This window comes from Pseudomonas sp. zfem005 (assembly GCF_032621735.1).
In the GTDB taxonomy this organism is placed as follows: Bacteria; Pseudomonadota; Gammaproteobacteria; order Pseudomonadales; family Pseudomonadaceae; genus Metapseudomonas; species Metapseudomonas solani.
This window is the reverse complement of the sequence record NZ_JAVYJE010000017.1, coordinates 1-16,793: the sequence shown is the minus strand read 5'-3', so window position 1 is coordinate 16,793 and position 16,793 is coordinate 1. Positions and strand designations below refer to the sequence as shown.

Here is a 16,793-nt window from a genome sequence, read left to right as displayed (position 1 = left end):
CCAGCACCAAGGGAGGAGCGGCATGAACATTCGCCAGAAAATGGTGGCTTCGGGAGCCATCAGCGTCATCGCCGCCGCCCTGCTCGGCGGCATCGGCTTCTGGGGCCAGACTCGCCTCGCCGACGCCCTTGCGGAAAACGAGTTGAGTGTCAGCGCCCTGCGCAACCACCTGGAAGGCGACATGATGCACGACGCCTTGCGCGCCGATGTGCTCGCCGCCTTCGTCGCCGAACCCGGGGACACAGCTGCCGCCGACCAGGTGCGCCAGGACCTCAAGGAACACAGCGACTGGTTCCGCAAGGCCATGGGCGAGAACGCCCGCCTGCCCCTGAGTGCCGAAATCAAACGCGCCATAGCCGACTCCCAGCCAGCCCTGGAGGCGTACATAGGCGCGGCCGAGAAGATCATCGACCACGCCCTGCGCGACCCCGCCGCGGCGCGCGCCGAGCTGCCGGCCTTCAACACCACCTTCGGCGAGCTGGAAGAGCGCAACGAAGCCCTCAGCAGCATGATCGAAGCCCACGCCACCGAGGCGCGCAAGGACAGCGAAGCCGCGGTGAGCCGCGCCGCCTTGTGGCTGGTCGGCGGCATCCTGGTGGTCTGCCTGGTGCTCTGCCTGGCCACCGGGCAACTGATGCGCGCCGTGCTGCGCCCATTGGAAAAAACCGTCGCCGCGGCCCGCGCCATCGCCCAGGGCAACCTGCGCAACATCATCAGTGTCGACAGCCAGGACGAAGCCGGGCAACTGCAACAGGCGCTGGCGGACATGCAGAACAACCTGCGCCAGATGATCACCGCCATCCGCCACGAGAGCGAAGAACTGCACGGCACCGCCCACAGCCTCAGCGACACCTCGCGCGGCATCGTCGACGGCGCCAGCGAGCAGGCCGACAGCGCCACCAGCATGGCCGCGGCGATGGAGGAAATGATGGCCAACATCGCCCAGATCGCCGACCACGCGCGCAATGCCCAGGGCATCTCCGCCCACTCCGAAGGCCTGGCCAGCAATGGCGGGCAGGTGATCCTCGGCGTCGTCGATGGCATGAACCGTATCGCCGACGCGGTGAACAGCTCGTCCAGCACCATTACCGCGCTAGGCCGCTCCTCCGAGGAAATCCACTCGATCATCCAGGTGATCAAGAGCATCGCCGAGCAGACCAACCTGCTGGCGCTCAACGCCGCCATCGAGGCCGCGCGGGCCGGCGAGGCGGGTCGCGGCTTCGCCGTGGTGGCCGACGAGGTGCGCAACCTGGCCGCGCGCACGGCGCAATCCACCCAGGAGATCACCGGCATGATCGAACGCATCCGCGAAAGCACCGAACAGGCGGTGAGCAGCATGCAGACCGGGGTCACGCGGGTGAACGACGGCGTCTCCCTGGCCACCCAGGCTGGCTCCTCCATCAGCGAGATCCGCGACGGCGCCCATCGCGCCGCCGAAGTGGTGGAAGAGATTTCCCAGACCATCGGCGAACAATCCAAGGCCAGCAGCGAGGTGGCCCACCGAGTGGAGATGATCGCCCGCATGTCGCGGCAGAACACCGAAGCCATGCACGAGCTGGCCGACTCCGCCCAGCGCCTCGATCAGGTCGCCACCGCCATGCAGACATCGGTGGCGCGCTTCCAGGTGTGACCAAGCCTCCTTTCTGTGGGAGCGAATTCATTCGCGAAGGGCCGAGGCACAACCTTGTAGGGCGGGTGAAACCCGCGCGCCCCGATGCACCCCGCTGCCGGGTGGCACCCGACCTACGAAGCACGAGGCCGCCCGGTGGCGATACGTCGCTCTTGTAGGTTGGGCTGAGGCACGAAGCCCAACGTGCCGATGTCGACCTTGCCGAGTTGGGCCTCGCTACGCTCGGCGCCAACCTACCGATGTGTGCCGCTGCTATGGGGTTTGGCATAGTTCAGCGGGTGAAACCCGCGAGCCCGATACACCCGACATACGGCCCCGAAAACGACCAGGCCGCCCGAAGGCGGCCTGGTCGTTGAGGGGCTGCGTGAAGAGGGCTTAGCCGGCGGCCTGCACCACCTCCAGCAGGGCGGGCAGCGGCAGCGCCTGGGCGGCGGCGACGGTTAGCGCGATGCGGCTGCCGGATGCGTCCACCAACTGGCCGAGGCTTTCCACCGGCATCTGCATGGCGTTGAACTGCGCGTCCAGGCGCTTCAGGTCGCCGGCGGCTTCGATGGCCGCGTGCAGCGCCTTCTGGTCCATGGCCTGGGCGGTGTTGACGCTGATGGCGGTGTTGATCCCCGCCGCCTCCACCGCCTGCTGCAGGTTGCCGAAGGGCAGCTCGGCGCCGTTGAACTCGACGCTGAAGCGCTTGGTGTTGCCGGTGGCGTTGATGCTCAGCAGCAGCGCGCCCGCCCCCATCGCCTGAGCCGTGTTGACCTGGATATGGGTGTTGGTGCCCGCCGCCTCGATGGCCGCCAGCAAGCCCTTGTCATCGAGCTGCCCACCGTGGAAGGACAGGCCCAGGTGGGTGCCGTCGCCCGCCGCCTGCATCACCGCCTGCAGGGTGCCCTCGCTCATCGCCTGGGCGGAGTTGATGCCGATGCCGGTGCTGCCACCGGCACGCTCGACGGCCTGGAGGATGTTGGCCTCCAGCAGTTGCGCGCCGTTGAACTCGACGCCCAGCCCACCCTCCTTGGCCGCCGCGTCGATGATGCCCAGCAGGCGATCGATGGGCACCGCGTGCCCGGCGTTGATGTCGATGCCGACCTGGCGACCCGCCGCGTCCACCAGTTGGCGCAGCGCCTCGTCGTCGGCCTGGGCGCCGTTGAAGGCCACCCGTACCTGCTTGCCGTCACCGGCGGCGTTGATCACCGCGAGCAAGGCGCTGGTGTTGACCTCCTGGCCCTTGCCGATCTGGATGGCGGTCTTCTCGCCGGCGAAGCTGGTGGCCTGCTGCAGGTTGCGCGGCGTCAGGCGGGCGCCATCGAAGGCCAGCACCAGCTGCTTGTCGCTGCCGGCCGCGCTGACCACCGACAGCAGGTCACCGACGTCCAGGCCATGGGCGGCGTTAAAGGTAATGGTGGTGTTGTCGCCAGCAGCCTGGATCACCTGGCGCAGGACGTTGATGCCGACGGATGCGTCGAATTGCAGAGCAAGCTTCATGTGAGTACTCCTTTTGGCTTCCTCCCCGGGGCGACGGACCACCATACAGGCCGTGCCCGGCGGGACAAGGCCGGGAGATACACAGGGTGCGAGGGGGGATTCGGATAGTGCCGACGTCCCTTGGGGCGTCGACCGTAGGCCGTCACTCCCAGACGTCATTCACCCCCATCCGCTCGTTGCTCTCACGCCCCAGTTCACGCCCATCGCGCGCTTGCACCAGCGACTGTCCGAACATCACCTGCTCGCCACTCACGCGGTTGCGCGCCGGCGCGTCGCGGGTGGGGCTCAGCAACAGGCGCTGGTCATCGAGGTGGCGCACGCGGGTGCCGGCGGGGTAGTCCCAGTCGCCCAGGGCGTGGGGCTCGGCCAAGCGCCCGTCCCAGCGCAGCAGGTGGCGGTCGCCGTCGAGCATCAGGTTCAGCTCCAGCAGGCTCATGCCCTCCAGCGGCAGCGGCCCGGCGCTGTCGGACACCCGCAGGGTCCAGCCGTAACCGTTGCCGTAGACAAGGCTGCCCAGCGGCCACTCCAGCCCGAACAGCCGGCTGCCAGGCACCAGCGGGCAACGGTCGAAGTGCCAGCGCGACGGCTGCAAACGCTCCTCGACCTCGCGGCGGTACTCCACCCAGTCGTTGCCCGCGCAGGGCCAGCCCTCAACAACGCTGTCGCGCACCAGGCGCATGCGCGAGAACGAGTAGTGCAGCGGCAGCTCCAGGGCGTCCACCTCCAGCCCCAGCACCTGTTGTGGTTTGGGCAGCCAGGCCTCGATCAGGCTCTCCAGCCCGTGGGGCTGCGGCTGGTCCTGCCAGTCCAGCGGCTCGAAGGTGTCCAGGCGCACCTGGCTGCCCGCCGGGAAGACCAGCTCACCCAGCTGCAGGTCACGCTCCAGGCGCGGGTTGAGGGCATCGTGCTCGGCCTGCCTCTCCGCCTCCATGCGCCGCTCCTCGCAGAGCATCAGCACGCCCAGGGCGGCGAACCCCAACAGCAGCACGCCCAGCACCCCATAGCGCCAGGGCCGCGCCAGCACGTGGCGCCGCGAGCGCGGCAGGGCCAGCGCCAGCCCGAGCGCCAGCAGGCCGGGCACGGACAGTACGGCCAGCAACACGGCGATGCCGAAGATCAGGATGAAGGTGGGATCGGGACCGAAGATCATTGCGGATGCGCCCTCCATGGACAGGCGGCGCGACATGCTCGCAGATCGCCCCGCGCGGCGCCACGGCGGCGTTCGGCACCCGCAAAAAGGCCCGGCGCTGAGGCCGGGCCCGGATGACGCGAGGCGGGATCAGCCCGCGGCGTAGGCCTGCTTGGCGCGGGCCGCGCTGGAGAGTTTCAGGCGGTAGCAGCCCCACATCACCAGCAACCACACCGGGATCGCATAGACCGACACCTTGATACCGGGGATCAGCAGCATTACGCCGAGGATGAACACCACGAAGGCCAGGCACAGCCAGTTGCCGAAGGGCGACCAGAAGGCGCGGAAGGCGGTGGGAATGCCTTCGCGGTCCTTGTGCTGGCGGAACTTCAGGTGCGAGTAGCTGATCATCGCCCAGTTGATCACCAGCGCCGCCACCACCAGCGACATCAGCAGCTCCAGGGCGTTGTGCGGCACCACGTAGTTCACCACCACGGCGAGGAAGGTCACCAGCGCCGAGACCACCAGGGCGCGCACCGGCACGCCGCGCTTGTCCACGCGGGCCAGGGATTTCGGCGCATCACCCTGCTCCGCCAGGCCCACCAGCATGCGGCCGTTGCAGTAGGTGCCGCTGTTGTAGACCGAGAGCGCGGCGGTGAGTACCACGAAGTTCAGCAGGTGCGCGGCGGCGTCGCTGCCGATCAGCGCGAAGATCTTCACGAAGGGGCTGCCGCTGTAGGGGTCGCCGGCGCTGTTGATGCTGGCCAGCAGCGCATCCCAGGGGCTCAGGGAGAGCAGCACCACCAGAGCACCGACATAGAAGATGAGAATGCGCCAGATCACCTGGTTGATCGCCTTGGGGATCACCTGGCCGGGCTTCTCGGCCTCGGCAGCGGTGAAGCCGAGCATCTCCAGGCCCCCGAAGGAGAACATGATGAAGGCCATCGCCATCACCAGGCCGCCGATGCCATTGGGGAAGAAGCCGCCGTGGGCCCAGAGGTTGGACACGGTCGCCTGCTCGCCGCCGGAGCCGCTGAACAGCAGCCAGCAACCAAGCACGATCATCCCGACGATGGCCACCACCTTGATCATGGCGAACCAGAACTCGGCCTCGCCGAACAGCTTCACGTTGGCCAGGTTGATGGCGTTGACCACCACGAAGAACACCGCAGCCGTCGCCCAGGTGGGCACCTCCGGCCACCAGAAGTGGATGTACTTGCCCACCGCGGTGAGCTCGGACATGCCCACCAGTATGTACAGCACCCAGCAGTTCCAGCCGGAGAGGAAGCCGGCGAAGCCGCCCCAGTACTTGTGGGCGAAATGGCTGAAGGAGCCGGCCACCGGCTCGTCGACGATCATCTCGCCGAGCTGGCGCATGATCAGGAAGGCGATGAAGCCGCAGATGGCGTAGCCGAGGATCATCGACGGCCCGGCGGACTTGAGCACCCCGGCCGAGCCGAGGAACAGGCCGGTGCCGATGGCGCCGCCGAGGGCGATCAGCTGGATATGGCGATTCTTCAGGCCGCGCTTGAGCGTGCCCTGGGATTGCGTGTCGTGCATGGCGTCACCTTTTGATTGTTGTCGTGACGGAAATCGGACCCGCGGCGCTTGTGGCGCGACGGAATGGCAAGGCGGGTGAACCTTTCAGCGGGCGTCGGGCGGCACCTCCCCCCAGGCAGGGAGCGGTCGGGCACGACAATTCGCGTTGACAGGGATGCGCGCCGAAGCCGACGGGTCACAGGCGCAGGCGACGAAGGGGAATCCAGGCGCACGGGCGCCGGGCTGCAAGGCTGGGGTCATCGGGGACCTCCGGGTTTTGTTGTCATGGGCGTGACCGGGGGCCGGCACGCGTGGCGGGGGCCATCACACCCGCCCGGAGGCGCGGAAACAAGGCACAGATACGCAGGGAAACTGTGATGGCCGCCTGGCCCGGCGGCAGCTTTTCCTTACGCCGGGCAGACGCCCACGGCCCGCGCGGGGCCGGCGGGCGATGGCGTAATGAAAAGTTGACGGAGCGGTGTGCCAACGTGACGCCACGCCTGCCCGGTCAGTGCTGCAGGTGGCCGTAGAGCTTGGCGTAGAGCCCGCCGTCGGCGATCAGGCGCTGGTGGTCGCCGTCCTCGGCGATGCGCCCGCCGTCGAACACCAGCACCCGGTCCGCCTGCTTAACCGCAGACAGGCGGTGGGCGATGATCAGCGTGGTGCGCCCTTCGAGGAAGCGCGCCAGGGCCTGGTGCAGGGCGTATTCGGTGGCGGCGTCGAGGGCCGAGGTGGCTTCGTCGAGGATCACCACGCGCGGGTCGGCCAGCACCATGCGCGCCACCGCCAGGCGCTGGCGCTGCCCACCGGAAAGGCGCACGCCGGAGCGGCCGACGATGCTGTCCAGCCCTTGCGGCAAGGCGCGGATGGTGTCGGCCAGCTGGGCGATCTCCAGCGCGCGCCAGCAGGCCTCGTCACTGCGCTCGCGGCCCAGGGTGAGGTTGGCGCGCACGCTGTCGTTGAACAGCGCCGGGTGCTGCAGCACCACCGCCACATGCTCGCGCACGCGCTCCAGGCCGATCTCCTCCAGGCTGGCGCCGCCGAAGCGGATGGTCCCGGCCTGGGCGGTATAGAGGCCCAGCAGCAGCTGCACCAGGGTGCTCTTGCCACCGCCGCTGGCGCCGACTATGGCCACCTTCTCGCCAGGGGCGATGGACAGGTCGAGGCCATCCAGCACCGGCTCGTCGCCATAGGCGAAACGCAGCCCTTCCACCTGCACGCCCACCGTCTCGCGGCCGGTGAAGGGGTCGACGCGGCTGGCATATTGCGGCTCGTCGGCGCGGGCCAATAGCTCGTTGATGCGCGTCAGGGCGCCACCTGCGGCGTAGTAGGAGTACTGCAGGCCGAGCAATTGCTCCACCGGGCCGATCATGAACCAGAGGTAGCTGAACACCGCCAGCATCTGGCCGATGGACAGGTCCGAGAACAGCACGGTGAGCATGGCCGCGGCGCGGAACACGTCGATGCCGAACTGGAACAGCAGGCCGCTGGTGCGCCCGGCGGCGTCGCTCTTCCATTGCGAAGCGACGGCGTAGTCACGCACTTCCTTGGCACGCAGGCCGAGGCGGCCGAGGAAGAAACCCTGGCGATTGCCGGCGCGCACTTCCTGGATGGCTTCCAGGGTTTCGGTCAGCGCCTGGGTGAAGCGCGAAGTGCTGTCGTTCTCCAGCTTCTTCAGGTGCTTGACCCGCTTGCCCAACTGCACCGTGGACCAGATCACCAGTGGGTTGAACAGCAGGATCAGCAGCGCCAGCTTCCAGTGCATCCACACCAGGATGCCGGCGGTACCGGCAAGGGTGAGCATGGCCACGAGGAAGCGGCTGAGGGTCTCGCCGATGAATTTGTCCAGGGTGTCCAGGTCGGTGACCAGGTGAGCGGAGACGGTGCCGCCGCCCAGGCTTTCGTATTCACCCAGGGAGATGCGCTTGAGGCGCTCGATCAGGCGCACGCGCAGGCGGTAGACGATGTCCTTCGACAGCCGCGCGAAGAGCCGCGCCTGCAGCACGTTGAACACCAGCGCCAGGCTGCGCAGTAACAGGGTGGTGACCAGCATCAGGCCGATGTAGCCGGCGGCCACCTGCCAGCCGTCGGGCAGGAAGCGGTCCATGAATTTCAGCGCGGCGTCGCCCTGCTTGAGCAGCACCTCGTCCACCAGCAGCGGCAACAGCAGGGGGATGGGCACGCTGCACAGGGTGGCGAAGACGGCCACCAGGTTGGCCAGCCACAGGGCCTTCTTGTGACGCAGGGCGAGACGGCGGATCTCCGCCCAGCTGAGGCGATCAGGCATGGGTCGCACGCTCCAGCCAGCGGGCCAGCAGCGGCGCGAGTTCATCCAGGCTCTGGTAGCCGTTGGTCAGCAGCGCCAGTTGGCCATCGCGCTCGGCGAGCAGCGTGGGGAAGCCGGCGATGCCCAGGTCCTGCACCCAGGTGAAATCCTCGGCGGTGGCCTGGTGCGCGGCGGCACCATCGAAGGCCTCGGCGAACTCGATACGCGGGATGCCGGCCGCCTCGGCCAGCTCCACCAGCACCGCCGCCTGGGTCACGTCGCGGCCCTCGGCGTAGAAGGCATGCTGGATCAGCTTGACCAGCGGCCAGGTGGCCTCCTCGTGCAACGAGCGGGTCACCACCAGGGCGCGGCAGACCGGCTCGGTGTCGTAGACGAAACCGTCCGGCAACGCGTCCTCGAAGCGGAAGGGCTGGCCGGTGGCGTCATGCACCGCATGCCAGTGTTCGAGGATGTAGCGCCGGGTATTGGGGTCGAGCGAGGCGCCCTGGCCGGTGCGCAGGCCGCCCGCCACCAGGTGCATGGGGACGCCGGCCGCACGGGCCTGCTCTGCGAGGGCATCGGCCACCGGGGCGAAGCCCCAGCACCAGGAACACATCGGGTCCATCACGTAGAGCAGGCGGGTCTTGGGCATCGGGCTCTCTCAACTCTCCATGGGCTGGCGTGGGTTGCGACCTATCGGGTGCGGCAGGTTGCGTTCCTTGGCCAGCTCGATCTGTTTCTGCCGCTCACGGGCGCCGGCGCGGGTCTTCTCGCTGAGGCTGTCCCAGCAATGGGGGCAGCTGATGCCGGGGGCGTAATGGGGCGATTGGCGATCCTCGACCGAGATCGGGTTGCGGCAGGCGTGGCACTGGTCGAAGTCGCCCTCGGTCAGATCGTGGCGCACGGTGACGCGGTTGTCGAAGACGAAGCAGTCGCCGCGCCAGAGGGTGTCCGCCTCGGGCACCTCTTCCAGGTACTTGAGGATGCCGCCCTTGAGGTGGAAGACCTCCTCGAAGCCTTCGCCCAGCATGTAGGCCGAGGCTTTCTCGCAGCGGATGCCGCCGGTGCAGAACATCGCGACCTTCTTGTGCACCGCCGGGTCGTAGTGCTCGCGCACGTACTCGGGGAATTCGCGGAACGACTTGGTCTTGGGATCGACCGCGCCCTCGAAGGTGCCGATGGCCACTTCGTAGTCGTTGCGGGTGTCGATCAGCAGCACCTCGGGGTCGCTGATCAGGGCGTTCCAGTCCTGCGGCTCGACGTAGGTGCCGACGCGCTGGTTGGGATCGACGCCGGGCACGCCCAGGGTGACGATCTCCTTCTTCAGCTTGACCTTGGTGCGGTAGAAGGGCTGCTCGTCGCAGTAGGACTCCTTGTGGTCGAGGTCGATGAAGCGCGGGTCGACCTTGAGCCAGGCAAGCAGCGCATCGATGCCCTCGCGCGTGCCGGAGACGGTGCCGTTGATGCCCTCCTCCGCCAGCAGCAGCGTGCCCTTGATGTCGTTCTCGAGCAGGGTCTTGAGCAGGGGTTCGCGCAGGGCGACGTAGTCTTTCAGGGAGACGAACTTGTAGAGCGCCGCGACGACGATCCGGGACATGGTGATTTCCTCCAGTGGTCGCCCACGCAAAGGGCGGACCGGGTGACAAAAACGACAGCGCCGGCAAGGCCGGCGCTGGGGGCGGATTCTAGCAAAAAGCGCAGCCGGGAAACTGCGTGAAAAGGTCTCAGGCGACTTGTGGTGCGGGACGGCGTCTTCAGCCAGGGGAGAAAGGCTTCACGGAAGGCACGAGTCCCGCCAAGCCTCCGGCTGGACATGACCTGTAGGGTGGAGGTCGCTCTTTACCTCCACCAGGCGGAGTCGAGCGAGGCACGCGCTCATGCCAGGGGGTGTGCCGCGCAGGGTGCACGCACCGAACCAGGCAGCTTCAAGCGGGGCTCAAACCGGGAGGGCGGTGGGCTGAAGAAAGGCACCCGGGCACGGAGCCGTGCCCGGGAAACATCGATCAGAGATCGTGCTTGCTGCCGCCCTTGCAGGTGGGCGAATCCGGTGCGGCGCCTTGCGCGACCCACTCCTCGGGGGTGTAGGTGTGCAGGGCCAGGGCATGGAACTGCCCCATCAGCTCACCCAGGGTGGCGTAGGCCTTCTGGTGGCGCTTGACCGCATTGAGACCGGCGAACGCGGGGCTGACGATCACCGCCTTGTAGTGGGTCTCCAGGCCGCGACTGTGCATATGGCTCTCGTCCAGCACCTCCAGGTGCTGGGGCTCGAGGGCCGCAAAGGCGGCGAGGATTCGATCACGCATGCTCATGCAGGACTCCGCTTACTTCTTCTTCTGGTCCTTGGGGGCCAGTTCGCTGGTCATGTCGGCCAGCAGCTTGTTCACTTCCGGCACGGCCGCTTCCAGGCGCGACTGGGTCAGCTGGGCGGATTGCGCGGTCAGGGTCGGCATCTTCTCCAGGACTTTCTTGCCCAGGGGCGATTCGTAGAAGGCGATCAGGTCCTTCAGCTCCGGCTCGGTGAAGTTGGTGGTGTAGATCTTCACCAGCTCGGGCTTCAGCTTGTCCCAGCCCACGGCCTTGTCGAGGGCGGTGTTGGCCTTGGCCTGGTAGCTCTCCAGGGCGGCTTTCTTGTCCGCCGGCGCGCCGCTTTGCTCGAAGCGCTGGGCGAACATCTGCTGCACCTGGCCGTAGACCGGCACGGTGAGCTTGTCGGCGTGGGCGAGCTTGAGGAAGCGCTCAGCGTTGGCGGCATGACTGGCGGCATCGGCCAGCGCCTGGCCACTGGCGCAAGCGAGCAGGACGGCGGTGCAAAGTACGCGAAGCTTGGTCATCGGTATTCCTTGGTCTGAGCGGTTACGGGGGTTCCCCGAGGGCGGGTCATTCTGCGCCCGAGCCCATGGGGAGCTCAAGCGATGGGGACGTGTGCCGGATCACGGCCAAACTGTGGATCGGTGCACTCCAACGGTCTATTGTCAAAATGCCATCACTTGCTCATGCTAGCGGCCTCTGGGCATCCTTCCGCGTCAATAAAACGCTGTCAGCCCGCCGACACAACGCCCCTTTGGGCCATGGGTCGCGCGCAATGTTCCCCGCCTCTTCAAAAATGGAAGCTGCACCCCACATGGACGTGTCCGATGACTAGCCATATCACTGCACTGGCGCCGCCCGGGCCGGCCGCGCTGTGCGATGCCCAGGGCCGATTGGAGCCACTGGCCATCGGCTGGTCGAACCGCCCACGCCTGAACTGCGCCATCCCCGGCAACGTCGGCCGGCGCAAACGCTGGAACCACTGGTGCATCACCACCCCGCAATGGGTGCTGTCGCTGACCCTGGCCGACCTCGACTACCTGGGCTACTGCGGCGCCTACTTCCTCGACCTGGAGACGGGCCTGGCGGTCAACCACTCCCAGCTGCGCCTGTTCGGCCGTGGCTGCCGCCTCCCCGATACACCGCTCGAAGGCTATGAATTCCAGCACCCGCGCCTGCACCTGAAGGTGGACGAACACCCCGGCCGCGCCCGCATCACCGTCGCCGTGCCGGATATCGGCGGCCAGCCGATGCAGGCCGCCCTCGATATCCTGCGCCCCCTGCACCTGGATTCGGTGAACCTGGTGGCGCCCTTCCCCGGCCGCGGCTTCCACGCCAGCAGCCGCCAGCTCGGCCTGCCCGCCAGCGGCAGCGTGCAGCTGGGCAATCGCCATTTCGACTGCCAGCCCGGCCAGAGCTTCGCCGCCCTCGACTTCGGTCGCGGCGTCTGGCCGCTGCACAGCCACTGGACCCGCGCCGCCTTCGCCACCAGCGGCGGCATCGCCGGCAACTTCGGCGCCGGCTGGACCGACGCCAGTGGCCTCACCGAGAACGCCCTGTGGTTCGGTGGCGAGCTGTCCAAGCTGGACCGCCCGGTGCGCATCGAACAGGCGCAGAACAACCCCCTCGCGCCCTGGCAGCTGAGCACCGAATGCAACCGTGTGCAGCTCACCTTCACCCCGCGCCAGCTGCACCAGGCCAACCCGCGCCTCGGGCCGCTCTTCGCCGATACCCGCCAGTGGTTCGGCCGCTTCGACGGCGTGCTGCGCGGCCCCACCGGCGAACGCGTACCGGTGGACAACGCCCTGGGCTGGCTCGGCTCCACCCACGCACGCTGGTAATAGCACCCCCCGTTGAACCCCATGCTCCATCTGCGGCCTAAACTGCGGAAAATACCTTCTGGAGCATGCGCAATGAGCCGTACCGAAACTGACAGCCTGGGCCCGGTGGAAGTCGCTGAAGACGCCTATTGGGGCGCCCAGACCCAGCGCTCGCTGGAAAACTTCGCCATCGGCGTCGAGCGCATGCCGCTGGCGGTGGTGCACGGCCTGGCGCTGATCAAGAAGGCCGCGGCGCGGGTCAACGGCCGCAACGGCACCCTCGCCCCGGACATCGCCCGCCTCATCGAGCAGGCCGCGGACGAAGTGCTCGCCCACCGTCACGACGAGCAATTCCCCCTGGTGGTCTGGCAGACCGGCAGCGGCACCCAGAGCAACATGAACGTCAACGAAGTGATCGCCGGCCGCGCCAACGAGCTGGCCGGCGGCACACGCGGCGGCAAGAGCCCGGTGCACCCGAACGACCACGTCAACCATGCCCAAAGCTCCAACGACAGCTTCCCCACGGCCATGCACATCGCGGCCGCACAGGCAGTCCATCAGGAACTGCTGCCGGCCCTGGCCGAACTCAGCGGCGGCCTCGCCGAGCAGGCCGCCCGCCATGCGCGCCTGGTGAAGACCGGGCGCACCCACATGATGGATGCCACCCCTATCACCTTCGGCCAGGAACTGTCGGCCTTCGTCGCCCAGCTCGACTACGCCGAACGCGCCATCCGCAATGCCCTGCCGGCGGTCTACCAACTGGCCCAGGGCGGCACCGCCGTCGGCACCGGGCTCAACGCGCCCCACGGCTTCGCCGAAGCCATGGCGGCGGAACTGGCCGCCCTGGCCGGCCTGCCCTTCGTCTCCGCGCCCAACAAGTTCGCCGCCCTGGCCGGGCACGAGCCCCTGGTGACCCTCTCCGGCGCCCTGAAGACCCTGGCGGTGGCACTGATGAAGATCGCCAACGACCTGCGCCTGCTGGGCTCCGGCCCCCGTGGCGGCCTGGCCGAGGTGAGGCTGCCGGCCAACGAGCCGGGCAGCTCGATCATGCCCGGCAAGGTCAACCCGACCCAGTGCGAGGCGCTGTCCATGCTCGCCTGCCAGGTGATCGGCAACGACACCACCATCAGCCTCGCCGCCAGCCAGGGCCACCTGCAGCTCAACGTGTTCAAACCGGTGATCGCCCACAACCTGCTGCAATCCATCCGCCTGCTGGCCGATGGCGCGCGCAACTTCCAGCGCCATTGCGTGGCCGGCATGGAGCCGGACGCCACACGCATGGCCGAGCACCTGGAGCGCGGGCTGATGCTGGTCACCGCCCTCAATACGCATATCGGCTACGACAAGGCCGCGCAGATCGCCAAGAAGGCCTACAGCGAAGGCACCACCCTGCGCGAGGCGGCGCTGGCGCTGGGCTTCGTCAGCGAGGCGGATTTCGACGCCTGGGTGCGCCCGGAAACCATGCTGGAGGCCGGCCAACATGGTTGATACCGCCAAGCACGGCGCCACGCCCCTGGAAGGCGACGGCAAGCGCATCCTGATGATCTTCGGCTCGCCCAAGGGCAACAGCCTGTGCAATGCCCTGGGCGAAGCCTATGCCCAGGGCGCCCGCAGCGAAGGCCACGTGGTGCGCCTGCTCAAGCTCGGCGAGATGGAATTCGACCCGGTGCTGCACCAGGGTTACGACCAGAGCCAGGCGCTGGAGCCGGACCTGCTGGAGGCCCAGCGGCAGATCCACTGGGCCGAGCACCTGGTGTTCGTCTACCCGGTCTGGTGGGGTGGCGTGCCGGCGCTGCTCAAGGGCTTCTTCGATCGCGTGTTCCTCCCCGGCTTCGCCTTCCGCTACCGCGGCGTGCGCTCCTGGGACAAGCTGCTCGAAGGCCGCACCGCCGACCTGCTGGTGACCCTGGACACGCCGCCCTGGTACTTCCGCTGGATCTACGGCGCCCCCGGGCACCGGCAGATGACCCGCACCATCCTCGGCTTCTGCGGCATCAAGACCCGCCGCCTCGCCGAATTCGCCCCGGTGCGCCCCTCCACCGAGGAACAGCGCCAGGCCTGGCTGCGCAAGGCGGAAACCCTGGGCACCCGTAACTAGCGACACGGGCGTCGACCCTGTAGGTCGGGTGCAACCCGACACGGAGGTAGGCTGTAGCCCGGGCTTCAGCCCGGGAAAGCGGCGGCACGGAGCGCCCCCGCCAGCCCCCTCTACAGCGCGCGAACCTGGCGCGCCCTCCAGCTGCGCACCAGCGAGGGCGCGAGGGCGGTGAGCGCAGAGCCCAGCACCACCAGCAAGGCGCCGCCGTAGGCGATGCCATTGAGCTGTTCGGGCACCACGTGGTCGGGCCATAAGCTGGCGGCGACCGCCACCGAGGCGAAGGTCACCAGCGGGGTGATGGCCAGGGTGGCGCTGACCCGCGAGGCTTCCCAGTGGGCCAGGGCTTCGGCGAAGGCGCCATAGGCCACCAGGGTGTTCAGGCAGCAGGCCAGCAGCAGCCAGCCCTGCAACGGCGACAGCTGCAGCGCTTCCAGGGGCGACACCCAGGGCGTCAGCAAGGCTGCGCAGCCGAGGTAGATCACCATCATCACCTGCATGGAGTTCCACACCGTCAGCAGCTGCTTCTGCGCCAGGCCGTAGAAGGTCCAGACGAAGGCCGCCGCCAGCACGATGAGCACGCCGGTGGTGTAGGTGCCCAGGGAGGTGAGTAACTCGTCCAGGCGCTGGTTGAAGAACAGGCCGAAGCCCAGCACCAGCACCGCCAGGCCAAGCGCCTGGCCGATGCTGAAACTCTCCTTGAAGATGAACAGGCTGCCGATCAGGAAGAGGATGGGCGCCACCTGGATCACCAGTTGCGTGGTGCCGGGGCTGAGCATCTTCAGGCCGATCAGGTAGAGCACGTAGTTGCCCAGCAGCCCGGCGATGGCCAGCGCCACCAGCCCTCCCCCCTTGCGCCCCAGCGGACGAAAGCGCGGCAGGCGGCGGGTCGCCGCGAGCCAGACGAACAGCAGCGAGCCGGACACCAGCAGGCGAAACCAGGTGACGGTCACCGGGTCCATCACCTTCAGCACTTCCTTGAGCTTGATCGGCAGGATGCCCCAGAGCACGGCGGTGACCAGGGCGAGAAACAGGCCGTACAGCCAACGGCCAGAAGAAATGTGCATGCAGACCTCGAAGCAGGCAGGACCCGGCCTACACGGCACGGGCCGGTCATTCTAGAACCTGGCCCGCCGTACACACAGCAACACCTGGCCTCGCAGCTGGCGCGCAACTGTACCGGTCAGCGCGCGGCCAAGCGCCGGTTTTCCAGCGCCATTTTTCTGAAAAAGTCGCGAACGTTCACGATCAGGTAGCGATTGCTACCGTTTATCGTCTCCCTGCGCAGCCCCGGAAACGCGCATTAGACTCAAAAATATCCGACCCATTCACCCCGGAGTAATCAGCATGTTCGGGCAACGCACCGTGGACGCCGCAGCCAGCACCCATTACCGCAGCGACCGCGTCAGCGCGGTGAATGGGCAATACTTCTTCGCTACCCGCGAAGGCACCCTGGAAGGCCCCTACTTCACCCGCGCCGACGCCGAGCGCGAGATCGCCTTCTACATCCGCCGCATGGTGCAGGGCGACGACATCATCGCCAGCCGCCTCTGAGCGCCGCACATACGACCGCAAGCGCAGCCCCGGCGGCTTCTCATCGCGAATGAATTGGCTCTGTCTGCGTTAAGTGTTGCTAGAGGATTTGAGTCCAGCTGATTGCCGAGCTCTGGTGATGTTTCTGGTTTCGCCCCCCCGGGCGAGTCTCTTTTGGCAGTCGCCCCAAAAGAAACCAAAAGGGCTCCGCTCGTCCCCCGGCGCAACGACTGCGTTCGGCCTCCTGGAGGGGCGTTGGCGGCTGCTCCAACTTTCTTCGTCCAGCGCATCACCACGTGGTGCGCACAGGCTTTCGTAGGATGGTGTAGAGCGAAGCGAAACCCATGCGGCGGAGGTGGCACGAACCCTTGGGCGCCCGGAAAGGGTCGTGCTTGAGCTCTTGCATTAAAACCACAACAGCTAACGCAGACAGAGCCAATTCATTTGCCCGCTCTTGCCGTGGCACCGACTATCAACGGGCGTAGATACCGTCTTGATCCCTAGTGAGCAAGGGCCAGTTTTACGTCGTACGGCTGGCCTGATTTCAAGACGCCATAAGCGATGTTCAGCAGCTTACGCATCGCTGCACAGATGATCTGCATGCCGGTCTTGCCCTTGGCTCTGAGGCGTTCTCTCATCGCTTTGATCGCCCCGTTGTGCTGCAGTGCGCAAACGGCAGGCATGTACAGCCCAGCGCGCAGCCGCGATGAGCCCATCTTGGAAATGCGGGTCTGCCCCCGGTACTTACCAGACTCCTGCAAACGCGGATTGAGCCCGGCAAAGGCGGTAATCGCGCGGCTGCTGGTGAAGCGATGAGGGTCGCCCAGCTCCGCCAGGATCAGCGGCTGTCTTGTCCGCGATGCCATCGATGCTGGTCAACAGATCACGTTTGCCGCGCAGATCCGGGTCATTGTCGATGTGGTCGTTGATGGCCTTGAGGGTTTCCTCGATCTGTTGCTCGATGTGCCGCAACACTGAGCGGATCGACTCCT

The 16,793-nt window shown here is 67.3% G+C and carries 15 protein-coding genes and 1 pseudogene; 5 read left to right on the top strand and 11 right to left on the bottom strand.

Annotated elements, in window-relative coordinates; all coding sequences use genetic code 11:
• Positions 1–22: 22 nt before the first annotated feature.
• A complete protein-coding gene (locus RTW82_RS28995) occupies positions 23–1,630 on the top strand; it encodes a methyl-accepting chemotaxis protein (protein WP_316927258.1) in 1,608 nt (535 codons plus the stop codon).
• Positions 1,631–2,005: 375 nt separating this feature from the next.
• Here the strand turns inward: RTW82_RS28995 and RTW82_RS28990 are convergent, their stop codons facing one another.
• The 8 genes from RTW82_RS28990 to RTW82_RS28955 form a co-directional block, all read right to left on the bottom strand.
• Positions 2,006–3,112 (bottom strand): hypothetical protein, encoded by a 1,107-nt coding sequence (locus RTW82_RS28990; protein WP_316927257.1) that lies wholly within the window; start codon positions 3,110–3,112, stop codon positions 2,006–2,008.
• Positions 3,113–3,254: 142 nt separating this feature from the next.
• Positions 3,255–4,262, bottom strand: coding sequence for a hypothetical protein (locus RTW82_RS28985; protein WP_316927256.1), 1,008 nt, complete (start codon positions 4,260–4,262; stop codon positions 3,255–3,257).
• A 129-nt stretch (positions 4,263–4,391) separates the two neighbouring features.
• A complete protein-coding gene (locus RTW82_RS28980; RefSeq protein WP_021218439.1) occupies positions 4,392–5,801 on the bottom strand; it encodes an amino acid permease in 1,410 nt (469 codons plus the stop codon).
• Positions 5,802–6,288: 487 nt separating this feature from the next.
• A complete protein-coding gene (locus RTW82_RS28975; protein WP_184487878.1) occupies positions 6,289–8,067 on the bottom strand; it encodes an ABC transporter ATP-binding protein in 1,779 nt (592 codons plus the stop codon).
• Positions 8,060–8,662 (bottom strand): DsbA family protein, encoded by a 603-nt coding sequence (locus RTW82_RS28970; protein ID WP_316927324.1) that lies wholly within the window; start codon positions 8,660–8,662, stop codon positions 8,060–8,062. The genes RTW82_RS28975 and RTW82_RS28970 overlap by 8 nt, the downstream gene beginning before the upstream one ends.
• A gap of 45 nt (positions 8,663–8,707) precedes the next feature.
• Entirely contained in the window at positions 8,708–9,643 is a 936-nt protein-coding gene (locus tag RTW82_RS28965) for a rhodanese-related sulfurtransferase (protein WP_316927255.1), read from the bottom strand.
• 406 nt (positions 9,644–10,049) lie between these two features.
• The gene (locus RTW82_RS28960; protein WP_316927254.1) at positions 10,050–10,355 is read right to left on the bottom strand and encodes a BolA family protein; all 306 of its coding nucleotides are present in this window, start codon (positions 10,353–10,355) and stop codon (positions 10,050–10,052) included.
• A gap of 12 nt (positions 10,356–10,367) precedes the next feature.
• Positions 10,368–10,877: a DUF2059 domain-containing protein gene (locus tag RTW82_RS28955; protein WP_021218434.1), complete on the bottom strand. Its 510-nt coding sequence runs from the start codon at positions 10,875–10,877 to the stop codon at positions 10,368–10,370.
• Positions 10,878–11,180: 303 nt separating this feature from the next.
• Between RTW82_RS28955 and RTW82_RS28950 the strand changes: the two genes are divergently transcribed.
• The 3 genes from RTW82_RS28950 to RTW82_RS28940 all read left to right on the top strand — a co-directional run bounded on the left by RTW82_RS28950 (position 11,181) and on the right by RTW82_RS28940 (position 14,271).
• Complete coding sequence (locus RTW82_RS28950; RefSeq protein WP_021218433.1) at positions 11,181–12,194, top strand: DUF2804 domain-containing protein; 1,014 nt, start codon at positions 11,181–11,183, stop codon at positions 12,192–12,194.
• A gap of 72 nt (positions 12,195–12,266) precedes the next feature.
• On the top strand, positions 12,267–13,661 hold the full coding sequence (locus tag RTW82_RS28945; RefSeq protein ID WP_021218432.1) for a class II fumarate hydratase: 1,395 nt from the start codon (positions 12,267–12,269) through the stop codon (positions 13,659–13,661).
• On the top strand, positions 13,654–14,271 hold the full coding sequence (locus RTW82_RS28940) for an NAD(P)H-dependent oxidoreductase (protein ID WP_021218431.1): 618 nt from the start codon (positions 13,654–13,656) through the stop codon (positions 14,269–14,271). Before RTW82_RS28945 ends, RTW82_RS28940 begins: the two co-directional genes overlap by 8 nt.
• 110 nt (positions 14,272–14,381) lie before the next feature.
• On the opposite strand, the gene RTW82_RS28935 is transcribed toward RTW82_RS28940, so the two are convergent.
• A complete protein-coding gene (locus RTW82_RS28935) occupies positions 14,382–15,335 on the bottom strand; it encodes a DMT family transporter (RefSeq protein WP_316927253.1) in 954 nt (317 codons plus the stop codon).
• A gap of 280 nt (positions 15,336–15,615) precedes the next feature.
• Between RTW82_RS28935 and RTW82_RS28930 the strand changes: the two genes are divergently transcribed.
• Positions 15,616–15,822, top strand: coding sequence for a DUF6316 family protein (locus tag RTW82_RS28930; protein WP_184487874.1), 207 nt, complete (start codon positions 15,616–15,618; stop codon positions 15,820–15,822).
• 479 nt (positions 15,823–16,301) lie between these two features.
• Here the strand turns inward: RTW82_RS28930 and RTW82_RS28925 are convergent, their stop codons facing one another.
• Both RTW82_RS28925 and RTW82_RS28920 read right to left on the bottom strand, forming a co-directional pair.
• Entirely contained in the window at positions 16,302–16,592 is a 291-nt protein-coding gene (locus RTW82_RS28925) for a transposase (protein ID WP_316927323.1), read from the bottom strand.
• Positions 16,546–16,793: pseudogene (locus tag RTW82_RS28920) on the bottom strand (hypothetical protein); the annotation flags it as partial. The pseudogene RTW82_RS28920 and the gene RTW82_RS28925, both read right to left, overlap by 47 nt.

Coding starts and splice junctions, on each gene's coding strand:
- RTW82_RS28935 (WP_316927253.1), bottom strand. CDS start 15,335: ATGCACATTTCTTCTGGCCGTTGGCTGTACGGCCTGTTTCTCGCCCTG.
- RTW82_RS28995 (WP_316927258.1), top strand. CDS start 23: ATGAACATTCGCCAGAAAATGGTGGCTTCGGGAGCCATCAGCGTCATC.
- RTW82_RS28970 (WP_316927324.1), bottom strand. CDS start 8,662: ATGTGTTCCTGGTGCTGGGGCTTCGCCCCGGTGGCCGATGCCCTCGCA.
- RTW82_RS28965 (WP_316927255.1), bottom strand. CDS start 9,643: ATGTCCCGGATCGTCGTCGCGGCGCTCTACAAGTTCGTCTCCCTGAAA.
- RTW82_RS28930 (WP_184487874.1), top strand. CDS start 15,616: ATGTTCGGGCAACGCACCGTGGACGCCGCAGCCAGCACCCATTACCGC.
- RTW82_RS28975 (WP_184487878.1), bottom strand. CDS start 8,067: ATGCCTGATCGCCTCAGCTGGGCGGAGATCCGCCGTCTCGCCCTGCGT.
- RTW82_RS28950 (WP_021218433.1), top strand. CDS start 11,181: ATGACTAGCCATATCACTGCACTGGCGCCGCCCGGGCCGGCCGCGCTG.
- RTW82_RS28955 (WP_021218434.1), bottom strand. CDS start 10,877: ATGACCAAGCTTCGCGTACTTTGCACCGCCGTCCTGCTCGCTTGCGCC.
- RTW82_RS28940 (WP_021218431.1), top strand. CDS start 13,654: ATGGTTGATACCGCCAAGCACGGCGCCACGCCCCTGGAAGGCGACGGC.
- RTW82_RS28985 (WP_316927256.1), bottom strand. CDS start 4,262: ATGATCTTCGGTCCCGATCCCACCTTCATCCTGATCTTCGGCATCGCC.
- RTW82_RS28960 (WP_316927254.1), bottom strand. CDS start 10,355: ATGAGCATGCGTGATCGAATCCTCGCCGCCTTTGCGGCCCTCGAGCCC.
- RTW82_RS28945 (WP_021218432.1), top strand. CDS start 12,267: ATGAGCCGTACCGAAACTGACAGCCTGGGCCCGGTGGAAGTCGCTGAA.
- RTW82_RS28980 (WP_021218439.1), bottom strand. CDS start 5,801: ATGCACGACACGCAATCCCAGGGCACGCTCAAGCGCGGCCTGAAGAAT.
- RTW82_RS28990 (WP_316927257.1), bottom strand. CDS start 3,112: ATGAAGCTTGCTCTGCAATTCGACGCATCCGTCGGCATCAACGTCCTG.